This window comes from uncultured Ruegeria sp. (genome assembly GCF_947500045.1).
GTDB lineage: Bacteria > Pseudomonadota > Alphaproteobacteria > Rhodobacterales > Rhodobacteraceae > Ruegeria.
Genome location: NZ_CANMQQ010000005.1, coordinates 263,594 through 279,513, shown reverse-complemented (window position 1 = coordinate 279,513; position 15,920 = coordinate 263,594). Strand labels below are relative to the sequence as shown.

Sequence of the window (15,920 nt, the reverse complement as noted above, 5' to 3'; positions counted from 1 at the left end):
TGGCGCGGTTGACGGGGCTCGAACCCGCGACCCCCGGCGTGACAGGCCGGTACTCTAACCAACTGAGCTACAACCGCGCATTTAGGGTCTATGTGCGATCCGTTCACCTGGACCAAAGGCTGACAGTGATGGCGCGGTTGACGGGGCTCGAACCCGCGACCCCCGGCGTGACAGGCCGGTACTCTAACCAACTGAGCTACAACCGCCCACTGCCCATTCATCTCTGAATGTTGGGGTGTATTATGGCTACGGCTGATCAGGGTCAAGCGGCGTTTGCAAGTTTTTTGCCTAATCGCGAATTTTTCCAATGCCGTCAACTTTGAACATGGCAATAGCATCAGAGAAATCTTTCAACATCCCTGACGAACAGCGATTTATGCTTGCGAACAAAACTTGGGTTCTATAACAGCGCCCGTCATGGGTGATTAGCTCAGTGGTAGAGCGCTTCGTTCACATCGAAGATGTCAGGAGTTCAAATCTCTTATCACCCACCATTCCCCTTCCTCAGACCCAACGCCTTCTAACGCTTTGAAACTACAAAGCTTGCCAGCCCGCGTTTCGGCTGCGTATCGTTCGTACATCTGCCGTGTGATCAACCGGCGCTGAAGCACGGGGTTTCGCATGGCCAAATTGAAACGGGATATTGGCCTTGTTGGCCTGACCTTCATTTCGGTCGGTGGAATTATTGGTTCCGGCTGGTTGTTCGGACCGCTTCTCGCTGTTCAACACGCGGGACCTGCTGCAATCCTGTCGTGGATCATTGGCGCGGTGGCCATGTTCATCCTTGCGATAACCTTCGCCGAAATTTCAGCAATGCTACCAATTCCCGGAGGGATCGCTCGGGTCCCCCAATTTTCGCACGGGAACATCGTTTCGATGGCAATGGGGTGGACGGCTTGGATTGGGTACAACACCACCGCCCCGATTGAGGTCGAAGCAATGCTGAAATACCTCGGGCCTTATGCTCCGTGGCTGCACACAGCTGACACGGGCGGCTTGACCGGCGCAGGTATCGCCGTGGCGCTATTTTTCATGTTGTTGTTCGTGGTCATTAACGCGCTGGGTGTAAAATTCTTCACGCAAGTCAACGCGGCTCTGACATGGGCTAAAATTGCCATTCCCATCGTGCTGTCAGTTTTGCTAATCGCAAGTCGATTTAACACCGGGAATTTCACCCAACCGGGTGGTTTTGCGCCGTACGGCTTGCAGGGTATCATGGCGGCCGTTTCGACCGGGGGCGTCATCTTTTCCTTCATCGGTTTTCGCCATGTGGTCGATATGGCTGGTGAGGTTCGAAATCCCAAGGTAGCCATTCCTGCGGCGCTGGTGCTGTCCATCATACTGTGTGCAGCCATCTATGTCGGATTGCAGGTCGCGTTTATCGGCGCGCTTGATCCGGAGATGCTAAAGAACGGTTGGGCAAATCTGAATTTCAGCGGCCAGGGGCCACTGGACGGGGTCATCCTATCGGTTGGGATCGTCTGGTTCCTAAGTGTTTTGAACATAGGCTCGGTTATCGGACCTTTCGGCAACGGTTTGGTGTCGACCGGCTCGAACGCACGTATCGCGCTGGCTTTGTCACAAAACGGATTCCTGCCAAAGCGCCTGCAAATGCTGTCCTCATTCGGGGTGCCTCTTTGGGCCTTGGCTCTGAACTTTCTGATCGGAGTTCTGTTCCTTCTCACGATCCCGTTCACCACCGTTATTGCCCTGAATGGTGCCGCAATCGTGGTGTCTTTTGCCGTTGGGCCAATCGCAGTTGTTTGCCTGCGTCGGCTGATGCCGGACCACCCGCGCTCGATTCGTATCCCCTTCGTCAACGTGGTGGCCATCACAGCCTTCGCTGTCGCTACCCTCATCGTCTATTGGAGCGGATGGGACACCGTTTGGCGGCTTGGCATAGCGTTAATCGTCGGGTTTGTTCTTCTTCTGGCTCGGTTCCACAATCGGCTGGACGAAATGGACGTGACCGAGGCCCTGTGGCTGGTTCCCTATTTCGGTGGGATCGGCGTGATCTCGTTCCTGGGCCAGTTCGGAGAAGGTGCGCTAAAGCAAATCCCCTTTGGTTGGGATATTTTGCTGTGCGTCCTGTTCTCAGCCGTCATTTTCGGCCTTGCGGTCCGATCCTCCCTGTCCAACAAAAAGTTTCAGACTTACATCGCCGAGGAAGAGGTACTGGACCCGAAGAAACCCGTTATCGGCTTCTGAAAAAGAAAAAGGCGGGGAAATACCCGCCTTTTTCTTTGTCTATTGCAGAACGCGTATTAGTGCGTCGTAGCTGACGGGCTCTTGCTTTCAGTGGCCTTCGCAGCGGCGGCAGCGGCCTCTTCGGCGGCCTCATCCCACTCAATCGCTTCCGGTGCACGCACAAGCGCCTCTTTGAGGACCTCGGACACGTGCTCGACCGGAATGATCTTCAGGCCTTCTTTCACGTTGTCTGGAATCTCGGCCAGATCCTTTTCGTTCTCTTCCGGGATCAGAACCGTCTTGATGCCGCCGCGCAGGGCTGCCAGCAGTTTCTCTTTCAGTCCACCAATCGGCATCGCATTTCCGCGCAACGAAACCTCACCGGTCATCGCAATGTCCTTGCGAACCGGAATACCGGTCAGCACGGATACGATCGAGGTCACCATAGCCAGACCAGCCGATGGCCCGTCCTTCGGAGTCGCACCATCCGGCACGTGGACGTGTATGTCCAACGCGTCAAACTTAGGCGGTTTCACCCCGATCTGTGGCGAAATTGACCGCACATAAGACGACGCTGCATCGATGGATTCCTTCATCACATCGCCCAGCTTTCCGGTGGTCTTCATCCGGCCCTTGCCCGGCAGTTTCAGCGCCTCGATATGCAGCAGATCACCACCGACCGATGTCCACGCCAGACCGGTGACAACACCAACCTGATCGTCCTGTTCAGCCAGGCCATAGCGGAACTTGGGCACGCCCAGAAACTCATCCAGATTGTCTGGCGTCACCGTTACCGATTCAGCTTGTTTCTTGATGATCTTGGTCAGCGACTTCCGCGCCACCTTGGCGATCTCACGTTCAAGGTTCCGCACACCGGCTTCACGCGTGTACGTGCGGATGATCGATTGCAGCGCCTCATCGGTCAGCTCAAACTCTTTGTCTTTCAAACCGTGGTTCTTGACCTGCTTGGCGATCAGATGCTGTTTGGCGATCTCGCTTTTTTCGTCCTCGGTGTAACCGGCCAGCGGAATGATCTCCATCCGATCCAGCAACGGCCCAGGCATGTTGTAGCTGTTCGATGTAGTCAGGAACATCACGTTCGACAGGTCATATTCCACTTCCAGATAGTGGTCCATGAACGTGCTGTTCTGTTCCGGGTCCAACACCTCAAGCATCGCCGAAGCCGGGTCACCACGGAAGTCCTGCCCCATCTTGTCGATCTCATCGAGCAGGATCAGCGGATTCGTGGTCTTTGCCTTCTTCAGCGCCTGAATGATCTTGCCGGGCATCGAGCCAATATAGGTCCGACGGTGGCCCCTGATCTCGGATTCATCACGTACGCCGCCCAGCGAGATGCGGATAAACTCACGGCCCGTCGCACGCGCGACAGACTTGCCAAGCGAGGTTTTACCAACACCCGGAGGGCCGACAAGGCACATGATCGGGCCTTTCAGCTTTTTCGAGCGCTGCTGTACCGCCAGATACTCAACGATCCGCTCCTTGACCTTCTCAAGGCCATAGTGATCAGCATCCAGAATAGCCTGCGCGCGTCCCAGATCCTTTTTGACACGGGATTTGGTGCCCCATGGCAGCGACAGGATCCAGTCCAGATAGTTGCGCACAACAGTGGCCTCAGCCGACATGGGCGACATGTTCTTGAGCTTCTTCAGCTCGCCTTCAACTTTCTCGTGCGCCTCTTTCGACAGCTTGGTCTCGGCGATCTTAGCTTCCAGTTCGGCAACTTCGTTGCTGCCATCTTCGCCGTCGCCAAGCTCCTTCTGAATGGCCTTCATCTGCTCATTCAGATAGTACTCACGCTGCGTCTTCTCCATCTGAGATTTGACGCGGGTCTTGATCTTTTTCTCGACCTGCAGAACCGACATCTCGCCCTGCATCAGACCATAGACTTTCTCAAGCCGCTCGCTGACGCTGAGGGTTTCCAGCAGTTCCTGCTTTTGTTCAACCTCAATGCCCAGGTGACCTGACACCAGATCAGCCAGTTTGGCGGGCTCGGTGGTTTCCCCCACTGCGGCCAGCGCCTCTTCTGGGATGTTCTTGCGCACTTTTGCATAACGCTCGAACTCATCCGCGACTGTGCGCAACAGCGCTTCGGTCGTTGTCACATCGCCCGGCATTTCGGTTAGATATTCGGCCCGCGCTTCGAAAAACTGATCGTTTTCAAGGAATTCCGTGATCTGCACACGTGCCTGCCCCTCAACCAGCACCTTCACGGTGCCATCGGGCAGCTTCAACAGTTGCAGTACATTGGCCAAAACGCCCGCACGGTAGATCCCATCAATTTCGGGATCATCCTCACCGGGATCGATCTGGCTGGACAACAGAATTTGCTTGTCATCCTGCATTACCTCTTCCAGCGCGCGGACCGATTTGTCACGGCCCACGAACAGCGGCACAATCATGTGTGGGAATACCACAATATCGCGCAGCGGCAGGACGGGGTATGAGGAATTCAGAGGCTCTTGCATGCTCTATCCTTATCATTGGCAAGACGGCACCAGTCCCTGTTTCAGGCAACCTTTGGCCATCTCCTGTCTTGGACGATAAAGGTGGGGCACCTGTTCCCCCATTTCAACCTCACCGCCGTTTGTCGTGATGCAGCATGAACCGTTGATTTGGGGACTTCAAGGCGTCCGGCAGACATATCCACCGATTTTAACTGCTCACAGCGGCAAGACGCATGATTAATCATCAACGCGGATCAGAAAATCCTCTGTTTGGCGCGTGACAAAAAGAAGCCGTGGCCGACCTCATTTTTACATTCCAACCCTTTTTTCGTGGAATGGCAGACAAATCCGCCAAACCTTCCCGTAATGCCATAGTCGGCCCGGTCAAAACCGTCGCGATTCAGACTTACCGGCTGGCACAGCATGCGAACCGCACCCGTGTTGGTCATGAAAAAATCATGCCCCCAATCAGACCGGCAATCCGCTGGTCGCGGCAAAGCGGGCGCGCCGTTACGCTCGATAATGGTGCATGACAGGTCCGAGTCACCGGCCCCTTCTCCGACAACACACTGGATGTTCTCGGACGGGGTCTCAAACGTCCAGACATCCGCAAGCGATGGCGATGCACAAAGTACTATTGCGAAAAAAACAAACAAACGAGGCATAGAATCCTCCTGAACAAAACAGATGAAATTGGTAAAAATAATGGGAACAGTTTAGCAGAAAATGCTGTAGTTGTCACCGGCGTGGCCACAATCTAGAGTGGCTCGATATCGCCTTGTTCCCGTTGCGCGTGGAAATGCGCTTGCCAATCGGCAAATGTACCGTCCGTGATCGCATCCCGCATGCCCTGCATGATTTCCTGAAAATAGTGCAGGTTATGCCAGGTCAGCAGCATGCCCGAGATCATCTCGTTCGAGCGGAACACATGATGCAGATAGGCACGGGAATAGCTTGAGCACGCCGGGCATGTGCACTGTTCATCCAGTGGTCGCGGATCATCAGCATGGCGCGCATTTTTGATGTTAACGACCCCATGCCGCGTGAAAACCTGCCCTGTGCGGCCCGAACGCGACGGCAGAACGCAATCCATCATGTCCACACCACGGGCAACTGCTCCAACGATGTCGTCGGGCTTGCCGACACCCATCAGATAACGCGGTTTGTCTGTGGGCAGAAAATCAGGCGCGTAGTCGAGGCAGCTGAACATGCCTTCCTGCCCCTCACCCACGGCCAATCCGCCAATGGCATAGCCCTCAAAGCCGATCTGTGTCAGCGACTTGGCGCTTTCTTCGCGCAAATCCTGCTCAAGCCCGCCCTGCATGATGCCGAACAGCGCATACCCCGGGCGATCCCCGAACGCATCCCGGGATCGTTCAGCCCATCGCATCGAAAGGCGCATGGATTCGGCAATCCGGTCGCGATCTGCCGGAAGTGCGGGGCATTCATCAAAACACATGACGATATCCGACCCCAGCAGGCGCTGAATTTCCATTGAGCGTTCCGGAGTTAGCTCATGCCTTGACCCGTCAATGTGAGATTTGAATGTCACGCCCTTTTCGGTCAGATTGCGCAACCCCGCCAACGACATCACCTGAAACCCACCCGAGTCGGTCAGGATAGGGCGTTCCCAATTCATGAACTTGTGCAAACCACCCAGCCGATCAATCCGCTCGGCCGTTGGGCGCAGCATCAGGTGGTAGGTATTGCCCAAAAGGATATCCGCACCAGTTGCACGCACGCTTTCGGGCATCATCGCTTTTACCGTCGCAGCCGTGCCAACGGGCATAAACGCAGGCGTGCGCACCGCACCGCGCGGCGTGTTGATCACGCCGGTACGGGCCTTGCCATCGGTGGCTTTCAGGTCAAACGAAAAACGGTCAGTCATTTTTGGGCCTCGGGTCGCGGAACCGGGCAGGCTTTGCCCGATCTGCAGGTGCAATGCAAGCCGTCAGGGCAGCGAAGCAACCCGCTGGGTAAACAAGCGCACAACCCCTGCTCCATCCACGTCGCGGCATACGCGCACCGGAGGCCGCATTGGATCAACCCGTGTGGCACCGATTTCGGGCCCATCAAGCACCACGTGCAAACCTGTTTCGACCATCTCGAACATCGGTTCATGCGTACAGGCGATCACAGCGGTCGAGTCGTGCAAACCGCATCCTTCCAGTCCGCCGATCTCTTTGTAGAATTTCAGATAAAACCGGGAGATGTCGCACAGAAAACCACCCATTTCTGGGGATTTCTGGGCCAAATTTTCGAAATCTGCGGTCTCGTACAGGGTTTTCAGCGTGACATCCAAACCGACGAGAACAGTGGGCAGAGGCGCGGCAAATACTTCATTTGCGGCTTTGGCATCATGGTAGATATTTGCCTCGGCATGTTCGGTAATATTGCCAGGGCAGAACACCGCCCCTCCCATGATAACTAGATTAGCCAGATTGCCCGCAAATTCCGGGTCCAGTTTGATTGCATCCGCAATGTTAGTCAGCGGACCAATGGCACAAATGACCAGTTCTCCGCGATGCTTGCGCGCCATCTCGACAAGAAACTCTGCCGCCGGCTGCACGTGGTTCTCTCCGATCTGGGGGATTTCGGTTATATCACCAAATCCTTCAGGCCCATGCACATGTTCAGACGGCGCGTGGCGATCTTCACCGCGTGCAAATGGCGCACCTTCTGCGACCGGAATTTTCAAGCCCAGTTTATCGACCAGAAAACGTGCATTCCGGCTGGATTGATGGACATGCGTATTGCCGAAGATGGTCGTCAGGCCAATCAACTCAATATCGGGCGCGGCGGCGGCATAAGCGATGGCCATCGCATCATCGATGCCGGGATCAGTATCAATTATCAGTTTCATCCGTGCCCGATACCGCAAACATCACGGGATGCAAAGCGGTCACAGGCCGAAAATTACACACCGCATTAACAGTTTCAAAGATTTGCATTCCTGTCCGCTCAATCCATACCAGAGTTGAAATCGGGCGACTCAATCCCTAAATGTATACCATAGTACACAAAAATGAGGACAGTTATGACAGAAGACCAGATTATCGGACTACTTACATCAAACATCATTTATCTGCTGGCGGCAGCGCTTATCGCGATTGTCATTTTCAAGGGCATCAAGATCGTGCCCCAATCCGAGAAATACGTCATTGAAAGGTTCGGACGCCTGCATTCCGTACTTGGACCGGGAATAAACTTTATTGTTCCTTTTCTTGACGTTGCGCGCCACAAGATATCCATTCTTGAGCGTCAGTTGCCGAATGCGACCCAAGATGCAATCACCAAGGACAATGTTCTGGTGCAGATCGATACATCGGTGTTCTACCGCATTCTGGAGCCTGAAAAGACCGTTTATCGTATCCGCGATGTAGACGGCGCGATTGCAACAACAGTTGCTGGTATCGTCCGTGCCGAGATCGGTAAGATGGATCTGGATGAGGTGCAGTCGAACCGCGCGCAACTGATTGATCGCATTCAGGAAAGCGTTGAAACCGCGGTCGATGACTGGGGCATCGAAGTAACCCGCGCCGAGATTTTGGACGTGAATCTTGATCAGGCCACACGCGACGCGATGTTGCAGCAGCTGAACGCCGAACGTGCGCGCCGCGCGCAAGTGACTGAAGCTGAAGGCCAAAAGCGCGCAGTGGAACTGAACGCCGATGCCGAGCTTTACGCCGCGGAACAGACCGCCAAAGCCCGCCGTATTCAGTCCGACGCCGAAGCCTACGCGACCCAAGTCGTGGCAAAAGCCATTCAAGACAATGGACTGGAAGCAGCACAATATCAGGTGGCGTTGAAACAGGTCGAGGCGTTGAACGCTTTGGGCAATGGTACAGGTTCGCAGACCATCGTCGTTCCCGCAAATGCGCTTGAAGCTTTCGGCAATGCCTTTAACATGCTGAAAGGAGGGAAATGATGGCCGATCCTTTCTGGCTAACTTGGTGGATTTGGCTGGCCGGAGCACTCGCTCTGGCCATTCTCGAGGTCGCCCTGCCCGGATTTATCTTTTTGGGCTTTGCCATCGGCGCGGCCATCACTGGCCTGGCTTTGCTGATCCCCGGACTAGCGCCATCCCTGCCAGTTTTGCTGTTGATCTTCGCGGTTCTGTCACTGATTGCATGGCTGGTTCTGCGCCGAATGTTTGCTTTGCCGCACGGACAGGTCAAAACCTTCAACCATGATATCAACGAGTGATCTTGCGCTGGCGCTCGTCATGGGCGCCACGGCCCCTCTGGACGCTGCTTGGCGGATTCCCTATATAAATTCTCAGGTAACAGACCCGAGGCATCAATGACCCACCCCAGCGAACAGTTTGAAGGCAGCCCTCTCATCGCACCTTCAACCATCGAGCACCCTTTGTACGAACCCGTGGTGGACGCGTGCCGGACGGTCTTTGACCCCGAGATTCCGGTCAATATCTATGATCTGGGCCTGATTTACACGATCGACATCAACACCGAGAACGCGGTCAAAGTCATCATGACCCTGACAGCGCCCGGCTGCCCGGTTGCCGGAGAGATGCCGGGTTGGATCATGGAAGCGATCGAACCAGTTGCCGGAGTCAAAGAGGTGGACGTCGAACTGACCTGGGAACCGCCCTGGGGTATGGAAATGATGTCAGACGAAGCCCGGCTTGAGCTTGGGTTCATGTAACGCGCTTCTATCCACACGTTTTTTGCAGTTTGTCATGAAACGGTTGTGAAACCGTAACCGTTCCGTTTGGATTTTGACACAAAGCACTGGCACCATTGCCGCATAGGCGCAGGCAATCCCCGCTGCGCCTGCGTTCCGGGCAAGAAACCGATTGCCGTCCCCATTGATCTGGCCTGGACTTTAGGCCGCCCTTGCCCGAGGGCGGTCTTTTTACGAACCTTACTTAACGCCGCAGGTGGATTTGATTTCGGCAGCTCTGGCATCCAACTGTTTGACGTAGTCGCCAGACAACATTTCAAGATGCTTGTTTTCGGTCCCGGTAACCAAACCCAGCAGCGCCCCCGCTGGCAGGATCGCAAACACACTTTCGGCCTGCTGGTCTTCCGCGTGTTTTTTCTCGGCAGCAATCGCACGTAGATCACCTGGGGCCGTGGCGCAGTTCACTGGGTGCCGTTTCGCATCATCTGCGGCCATTGCCGAACCAATAAGGGCAACGAAAAGCACACTCACCACCGCACCACCTCTAATCAAGCTCTGTGCAACCATTGATCCCTACCTCATTTGAAAATTCGACTGTGATTTTGGACTATGACAGCACGCTAATACCTCGTGGCCCTGTATTACAACCCAGCTCGACTACAGCTTTTGTACGCACACTCCCTTGAGCCCGGCGCGTGTCGGCCTTAGATTAGACCCAACGCGCGAATACGGAGCCCACCCATGTTTGGCATTCCCGGCAAACAAGCCGTGACCATAACACCCAAAGCCGCCGAACAGATTGTTCGGCTGATGAAATCTGGCAGTCATGCTGGTCTGCGCATTGGCGTCAAGAAAGGCGGCTGCGCAGGTATGGAATATACCATGGACTATGTTGATGAGGCCGATCCGAATGATGAGGTGGTCGACCAGGATGGCGCATGTGTGATGATTGCACCTATGGCGCAGATGTTCCTGTTCGGAACCGAGATCGATTATGAGGTCTCGCTGCTGGAATCAGGATTCAAGTTCCGCAACCCCAATGTGGTCGATGCCTGCGGATGTGGAGAATCGATCAAATTCGACGATACCCTAGCGACGCAGCGTTAAGACGCTGCGTTCAAGTGTAGATACGTCTCGTTAAACCGTTGTGTCAGATGCTCACCTGCCCGGATCACTTTACCTGATGCCGGCGGCGCGACATTCGTGTCAAAAGAGGGATTGAAGAACAGCGGAACTGATATCCTTTCGTCCGAGCTGCCTTTGACCCTGTGTTCGGTCGCTTTGACCTCTCCTTCGGTCCAGAACTCAAGCATTTCGCCGAAATTGATGATGAACTGCCCCGGTGCCGCGTTCACGGCCTGCCAATCACCACTTGGCATTCGAACCTCCAGACCGGGCGTGCCGTCAGTGGCCAACAAAGTCAGGCAGCCATAGTCCGTGTGTGCCCCGATGCCGAAATCATTTTCCCCTGCCCAATCAGGACGTTGCGGATAGAAGTTGCCACGCAACAGCGCCATCGGCGTTTCAAAGGCTGCATCGAAACTTTTGGCCTCGCGCCCGATGGCGACGGCAATCGCACGTAAAACCCGTATAGCGACGGCACAGGCGTCAGCGTAATAGGTCTGGATTGTCTCCCGAAACGCATCAGCCCCTTCGGGCCATAGGTTTGGGGCATATACGCTTAGCCCGCATCCTGCATAGGGATCATCGACCTGCAGTTCATAGCCGCAATCAAAGACCTCTTTGTAATCCGGGTTCGCCTTGGGGTCGACCTGTTCCGAGCCTGACGCGCCCCAGCCACGGTTGGCACCAGTAGTGGCCATATCGACGCTCTGCTTGATTTTGTCAGGCTGTAGAAAGAACGTGCGATAAGTGTCGATCACCTGTCGTACCCGGTCTGCATTGAGCCCGGTGTTGGAAATCGTCAGGAATCCAATCTGGCCGACGGCATCTTTCAGCTTTTTCATTTCTGCCGGATCGCACTGATCCAGCTTGGCGAGGTTAAGGTTATCGATCATGCCGTCCTCTGAGTTATCGCGCGCAATGTGTCCGCACGCCTCGCAGTCTTCAACCGGAATTGTCAGCCCTGCCTGCGGGTGATATCCGGGGTGGATAACGCATAAAATTGGAGGGACAGCAATGCGGCGCAAGTTAGCGGCAGGCAACTGGAAAATGAATGGAACCGGAGTTGCGCTGAGCGAGCTTAAAGACCTAAGCGCTTTGCATCCGACATCCCCCGTTGAAATCCTGATCTGCCCACCTGCCACATTGCTCCATCGTGCCGCAAACACGGTTGAAAGTTCAGAAATTACGATCGGTGGACAGGATTGCCACGCGGCACTTTCGGGCGCACACACCGGTGACCTGAGTGCCGAGATGCTGCTGGATGCCGGCGCAAACGCGGTGATTCTGGGCCATTCCGAGCGTCGCGAAGACCATGACGAGCAGAATGAAGACGTTCGCGCCAAGGCGCGCATCGCAATGGATGCGGGCATGAAGGCGATCATCTGTGTCGGTGAAAGTCTTGAACAGCGTGAGGCCGCAAACACGCTGGACATCATTGGCGGCCAGATGTCAGGCTCGATCCCAGATCAAGCGACGGGTGAGAACCTGATTGTCGCCTACGAACCGATCTGGGCCATCGGCACTGGCAAGGTCCCTACCCTCGAAGAAATCGGAGAAGTCCATGATTTCATCCGTGCACGCCTTGAACGGCGCTTTGGTGAGGGTGTGGGGCGCTCGGTCCGCTTGCTTTATGGTGGTTCGGTCAAACCCAGCAACGCGGCAGAAATTTTCGGAGTTTCCAATGTCGATGGCGCTTTGGTTGGGGGCGCAAGCCTGAAAGCCCAAGATTTTTCGGGCATCATCCGCGCGCTTGAAGAGGCCTGAGCACACTCAGGCCAATTTCATAACAACCAGACCAGACACAATCAGGACCGCTGCGAAAACCCGCATCGGCGTCAGCGCTTCACCAAGGAACAAAATCCCGACGGTGAACGCACCAACCGCGCCAATCCCCGTCCAAATGGTATACGCAGTACCCAACGGCAGATCGCGCATGGCCAGCGCAAGCAGGCCAAAGGAGCCGACCATCGAAACTCCCATGATCGCCGCTGGCCAAAACCGTGTGAAACCAGCGGTCTGTTTCATTGCCACCGCCCAGACAATCTCAAGCAGGCCAGCGAACAACAGAAAAATCCAGGGCATAAGAACACCTCACCTTGGGTTCGGGTCGTCCCGAGTAATCATCCATGACGGCGAGGTCGTCCTCTGCCCGTAACATAAGAGAAATTTTGCCCAAGACAAGCTGCCAAAGAAAAACCGGGCGGATTATGCCGCCCGGTCCTGTTGATCGATATGTCTGATCTAGTTGGTAATGATCTCTGGACCCATGAAGGTATTGGGCAGGAAAGTGGATATCCAGGGGATATACGTCACCATGATCAGGAAGACGAAGAGAACGGCCAAGAACGGCAACGCCGCTTTCACTACGCTCATCATCGGCATACCTGCCACACCTGAGGTCACGAACAGGTTCAAACCGACCGGCGGCGTGATCATCCCGATCTCCATATTCACCACCATGATGATGCCCAGATGGATCGGATCGATCCCAAGCTCAATCGCAATCGGGAAGACCAGAGGTGCCACGATCACCAGCAGACCCGAGGGCTCCATGAACTGACCGCCGATCAGCAGGATCACATTGACCACGATCAGGAAGGTTACCGGCCCCAGACCCGCTGACAACATAGCACTGGCGATATGCTGCGGAACCTGTTCGTCGGTCAGAACATGTTTCAGGATCAACGCGTTGGCGATCACGAACAGCAAGGTGACGGTGAGTTTCCCCGCCTCAAACAACGTGTGCTTTGTGTCTGGGTGAACAAAAGCTGTGATCAGCGCATAGGGCTTCTTCAGCAGTGAGATATTCTGAGCATCGCCTTCTGTGCTGAGCGGCCCCATATCCTTGTAAACAAAGCTCGCGATCAGGAAGGCATAGATGGCGGCAACCGCCGCAGCCTCGGTCGGTGTAAAGATACCGCCATAGATCCCGCCCAGAATGATCACGATCAGAAACAGGCCCCAACCAGCTTCGCGCGCCGAGGTGAAGACCTCGCCCCAACCTTTCCAGTCGCCTTTAGGAAGATTCTTAACCTTGGCCATGACATAGATCGTGATCATCAGCATCAGACCCGCCATCAGGCCGGGGATGACGCCCGCAAGGAACATACGTCCGACCGAAACCTCGACGGCCGCGGCATAGACCACCATCACGATTGATGGCGGGATCAGAATGCCCAGCGTACCAGCGTTACAGATCACACCGGCGGCGAATTCCTTGGAATAGCCCACCTGACGCATTCCGGCGATGACAATCGAACCGATGGCTACAACAGTCGCTGGCGACGATCCTGAAAGCGCGGCAAACAACATACAGGCAAAGACACCCGCTATTGCCAATCCGCCCGGCAAATGCCCCACACAGGCGATCGAGAATCGGATGATCCGCCGCGCCACCCCGCCTGTCGTCATAAAGGATGACGCGAGGATAAAGAACGGGATCGCAAGAAGGGTAAAGTGCCCCTCGAACGCCTCGAACAGCGTTCCCGCGACCGATGCCAGCGAGCTATCGGAATAGATCAGCAGGAACAGCGTCGAGCTGAGGCCCAGGGAAACCGCAATTGGCACACCGATCAGCAGCAGGCCGATAACCATCGAAAAGAGAAGAATAACATCCATCAGTCATGCTCCCCTTGCTGAGCGCGAACTTCTTCGATCTCGTCCTCGACCTCGTGGCTGGCAACAAGGCGGTCGGTTTCACCGCGCCAGATTTGCACGGCGACTTGCGAAAAACGGATCACCAGCAAAAGCATAGAGACAGGCAGCACCAGATACGGCACGACCTTGGGCAGTTTTTCATACCCTTCGCCATAGTTGATCAAATCCTCAAGAAACCGCAGCGGTGCGACCATGGGAATGTCGTCAACCTCGTAAAAGCTCTGGCTGCGCGCGCTCATGTCAAACCCGGTCGGGAACCAGCGGCCCGAAGTCGGCGGCAGATCCGCAAACACGGCCCAGTAGTCATACGAACCTTTGAGCAAGAGCAGTGAAAACACCAGACAGCAGCCGACTGCAATCAGCGCCAAGATGCGGCGCGGCGCGGGGGCCAACATGTTCAAAATCGCATCCACACCCAAATGGGCATGTTTCTTCACCGCATAAGACGCGCCCATAAGGACCAGCCAACCAAAGGCAAATACCGTCAATTCCAATGCCCAAAGAATGTTAGAGTTAAACACGAACCGCGCGATCACGTTGGCAAAGGTGACGATGGTCATCAGGCCCAACAGGCACGCGATCATGGTTTCTTCGATATGGTCGACCAGCCCGCCTTGGCCGGGTTTCGCACCAGACATCTCTCTGTCCCCGCATTTTTAATGAGATTTGAGGGAGTGTGGCGGGCCATCAAGGCCCGCCCAGCCAGCGCGTCCATAACTCCCCAGTCCCCGGACGCGCGGCTTGTTCCGGGATCAGAACCCGGCGTTGATCGCCTGTGCGGCGTCAATCTTGTCTTGGCCGACATCACCTGAGAACTGATCCCAGACCGGCTTCATCGCATCAACCCAAGCCTGACGCTGCTCGGGGTTCAGGTCACGAATGATCCCGCCCGCATCTGTGATCGAGGCTTTGGCAGCTTCGTTCACGTTAAAGGCTTCCTTGTTCCGGGTCTCGGTCACTTCGGTCAAAATCGTCACGAACTGATCGCGCACTTCCGGGTCCAGGCTGTCCAGCCAGTCAACCGAGGTAACGACGAGATAATCAATGATACCGTGGTTGGTCTCGGTGATACCGTCCTGCACCTCGAAGAACTTCTTGCCGTAGATATTCGACCAGGTGTTCTCTTGCCCGTCCACAACACCCTGCTGTAACGCACCATAAACTTCCGAGAACGCCATCTTCTGCGGGCTGCCACCGATTGCTTCCATCTGCGCCACCAGCACGTCCGAGGACTGGACGCGGAACTTCAGACCATCGGCATCCGACGGATCCACCAGAGGTTTGTTCGCCGACATCTGCTTCATACCGTTGTGCCAGAACGCCAGCCCCTGCAGGCCACGGCGCTGCATGCTGTCCTTCATCGCCTGGCCGTCGGCGGAAGCCTGGAACGCATCCACAGCTTCGATGTTCTTGAACATGAACGGCAGGTCAAACAAGCGGAACTGCTTGGTGAACTTCTCGAACTTTGACAGCGACGGCGCTGCCAGCTGCACATCACCTTGCAGCATCGCCTCTAGCACCTTGTCATCGTTATAGAGGGTCGAGTTCGGATAGACCTCCATGCACATCACACCGTTCATCTCGTCATTGACGCGTTGCTCTAGCAGCGAGGCAGCGATACCCTTGGGGTGCTTGTCAGTGTTTGTTACATGCGCGAACTTGACGACAATCTCGCCATCTTCGCAGGCTGCCATACCAGCGGTTGCCGTGACGGACAGTGCAATTGCCGTGGCTGCCGTTGTTAGGAATTTCATCAGTCATTTCCTCCCAGACTTCTCTTAAACTTCCATCGGGCGCCCGATCAGCGCCGTATGTTGCGAAGTGAACCGAATCGGAACTTTA

General features: G+C 55.4%; 16 protein-coding genes and 3 tRNA genes. 7 read left to right on the top strand and 12 right to left on the bottom strand.

Annotated features, from left to right (window positions below; translation table 11 throughout):
* A tRNA-Asp gene (locus tag Q1B46_RS11385) sits at positions 1-77 on the bottom strand.
* Between the two features lie 52 nt (positions 78-129).
* Positions 130-206 (bottom strand) — tRNA-Asp (locus Q1B46_RS11380).
* A 213-nt stretch (positions 207-419) separates the two neighbouring features.
* On the opposite strand from Q1B46_RS11380, the gene Q1B46_RS11375 reads away from it, so the two are divergent.
* Positions 420-494, top strand: a tRNA-Val gene (locus Q1B46_RS11375).
* 127 nt (positions 495-621) lie between these two features.
* The gene (locus Q1B46_RS11370; RefSeq protein ID WP_299948007.1) at positions 622-2,208 is read left to right on the top strand and encodes an APC family permease; all 1,587 of its coding nucleotides are present in this window, start codon (positions 622-624) and stop codon (positions 2,206-2,208) included.
* Positions 2,209-2,264: 56 nt separating this feature from the next.
* On the opposite strand, the gene lon is transcribed toward Q1B46_RS11370, so the two are convergent.
* The 4 genes from lon to Q1B46_RS11350 all read right to left on the bottom strand — a co-directional run bounded on the left by lon (position 2,265) and on the right by Q1B46_RS11350 (position 7,515).
* Positions 2,265-4,673 (bottom strand): endopeptidase La, encoded by a 2,409-nt coding sequence (gene lon / locus Q1B46_RS11365; RefSeq protein ID WP_299948005.1) that lies wholly within the window; start codon positions 4,671-4,673, stop codon positions 2,265-2,267.
* Between the two features lie 233 nt (positions 4,674-4,906).
* Complete coding sequence (locus Q1B46_RS11360; protein WP_299948003.1) at positions 4,907-5,317, bottom strand: DUF6636 domain-containing protein; 411 nt, start codon at positions 5,315-5,317, stop codon at positions 4,907-4,909.
* A gap of 92 nt (positions 5,318-5,409) precedes the next feature.
* Positions 5,410-6,540, bottom strand: a complete 1,131-nt coding sequence (gene tgt, locus Q1B46_RS11355) for a tRNA guanosine(34) transglycosylase Tgt (RefSeq protein WP_299948001.1) — start codon at positions 6,538-6,540, stop codon at positions 5,410-5,412.
* A gap of 63 nt (positions 6,541-6,603) precedes the next feature.
* Positions 6,604-7,515 (bottom strand): nucleoside hydrolase, encoded by a 912-nt coding sequence (locus Q1B46_RS11350; protein ID WP_299947999.1) that lies wholly within the window; start codon positions 7,513-7,515, stop codon positions 6,604-6,606.
* A 174-nt stretch (positions 7,516-7,689) separates the two neighbouring features.
* On the opposite strand from Q1B46_RS11350, the gene Q1B46_RS11345 reads away from it, so the two are divergent.
* The 3 genes from Q1B46_RS11345 to Q1B46_RS11335 all read left to right on the top strand — a co-directional run bounded on the left by Q1B46_RS11345 (position 7,690) and on the right by Q1B46_RS11335 (position 9,317).
* Positions 7,690-8,580 (top strand): SPFH domain-containing protein, encoded by an 891-nt coding sequence (locus Q1B46_RS11345; RefSeq protein ID WP_299947997.1) that lies wholly within the window; start codon positions 7,690-7,692, stop codon positions 8,578-8,580.
* Entirely contained in the window at positions 8,580-8,858 is a 279-nt protein-coding gene (locus Q1B46_RS11340) for a hypothetical protein (protein WP_299663548.1), read from the top strand. Before Q1B46_RS11345 ends, Q1B46_RS11340 begins: the two co-directional genes overlap by 1 nt.
* 96 nt (positions 8,859-8,954) lie before the next feature.
* Complete coding sequence (locus Q1B46_RS11335; protein WP_299663547.1) at positions 8,955-9,317, top strand: SUF system Fe-S cluster assembly protein; 363 nt, start codon at positions 8,955-8,957, stop codon at positions 9,315-9,317.
* A 219-nt stretch (positions 9,318-9,536) separates the two neighbouring features.
* Here Q1B46_RS11335 and Q1B46_RS11330 read toward each other — a convergent pair whose 3' ends face one another.
* Positions 9,537-9,863 (bottom strand): hypothetical protein, encoded by a 327-nt coding sequence (locus Q1B46_RS11330; protein WP_299947995.1) that lies wholly within the window; start codon positions 9,861-9,863, stop codon positions 9,537-9,539.
* Between the two features lie 174 nt (positions 9,864-10,037).
* On the opposite strand from Q1B46_RS11330, the gene Q1B46_RS11325 reads away from it, so the two are divergent.
* The gene (locus tag Q1B46_RS11325) at positions 10,038-10,403 is read left to right on the top strand and encodes an iron-sulfur cluster assembly accessory protein (protein ID WP_299663543.1); all 366 of its coding nucleotides are present in this window, start codon (positions 10,038-10,040) and stop codon (positions 10,401-10,403) included.
* Here Q1B46_RS11325 and Q1B46_RS11320 read toward each other — a convergent pair.
* Positions 10,400-11,314: a 2-oxoglutarate and iron-dependent oxygenase domain-containing protein gene (locus Q1B46_RS11320; protein ID WP_299947994.1), complete on the bottom strand. Its 915-nt coding sequence runs from the start codon at positions 11,312-11,314 to the stop codon at positions 10,400-10,402. The two genes, Q1B46_RS11325 and Q1B46_RS11320, sit on opposite strands and share 4 nt — an antisense overlap.
* Positions 11,315-11,435: 121 nt before the next feature.
* Here Q1B46_RS11320 and tpiA point away from each other — a divergent pair, with 121 nt between their 5' ends.
* Positions 11,436-12,185, top strand: coding sequence for a triose-phosphate isomerase (tpiA, locus tag Q1B46_RS11315; RefSeq protein ID WP_299947993.1), 750 nt, complete (start codon positions 11,436-11,438; stop codon positions 12,183-12,185).
* Positions 12,186-12,191: 6 nt separating this feature from the next.
* On the opposite strand, the gene Q1B46_RS11310 is transcribed toward tpiA, so the two are convergent.
* The 4 genes from Q1B46_RS11310 to Q1B46_RS11295 form a co-directional block, all read right to left on the bottom strand.
* Positions 12,192-12,503, bottom strand: coding sequence for a multidrug efflux SMR transporter (locus Q1B46_RS11310; RefSeq protein ID WP_299947992.1), 312 nt, complete (start codon positions 12,501-12,503; stop codon positions 12,192-12,194).
* Between the two features lie 159 nt (positions 12,504-12,662).
* Entirely contained in the window at positions 12,663-14,039 is a 1,377-nt protein-coding gene (locus Q1B46_RS11305; RefSeq protein WP_299947991.1) for a TRAP transporter large permease, read from the bottom strand.
* Entirely contained in the window at positions 14,039-14,716 is a 678-nt protein-coding gene (locus Q1B46_RS11300) for a TRAP transporter small permease (RefSeq protein ID WP_299947990.1), read from the bottom strand. Before Q1B46_RS11300 ends, Q1B46_RS11305 begins: the two co-directional genes overlap by 1 nt.
* A gap of 114 nt (positions 14,717-14,830) precedes the next feature.
* Positions 14,831-15,832 carry a DctP family TRAP transporter solute-binding subunit gene (locus tag Q1B46_RS11295; RefSeq protein WP_299947989.1) on the bottom strand — a complete coding sequence of 334 codons (1,002 nt, stop codon included), beginning with the start codon at positions 15,830-15,832 and terminating at the stop codon, positions 14,831-14,833.
* Positions 15,833-15,920: the final 88 nt, after the last annotated feature.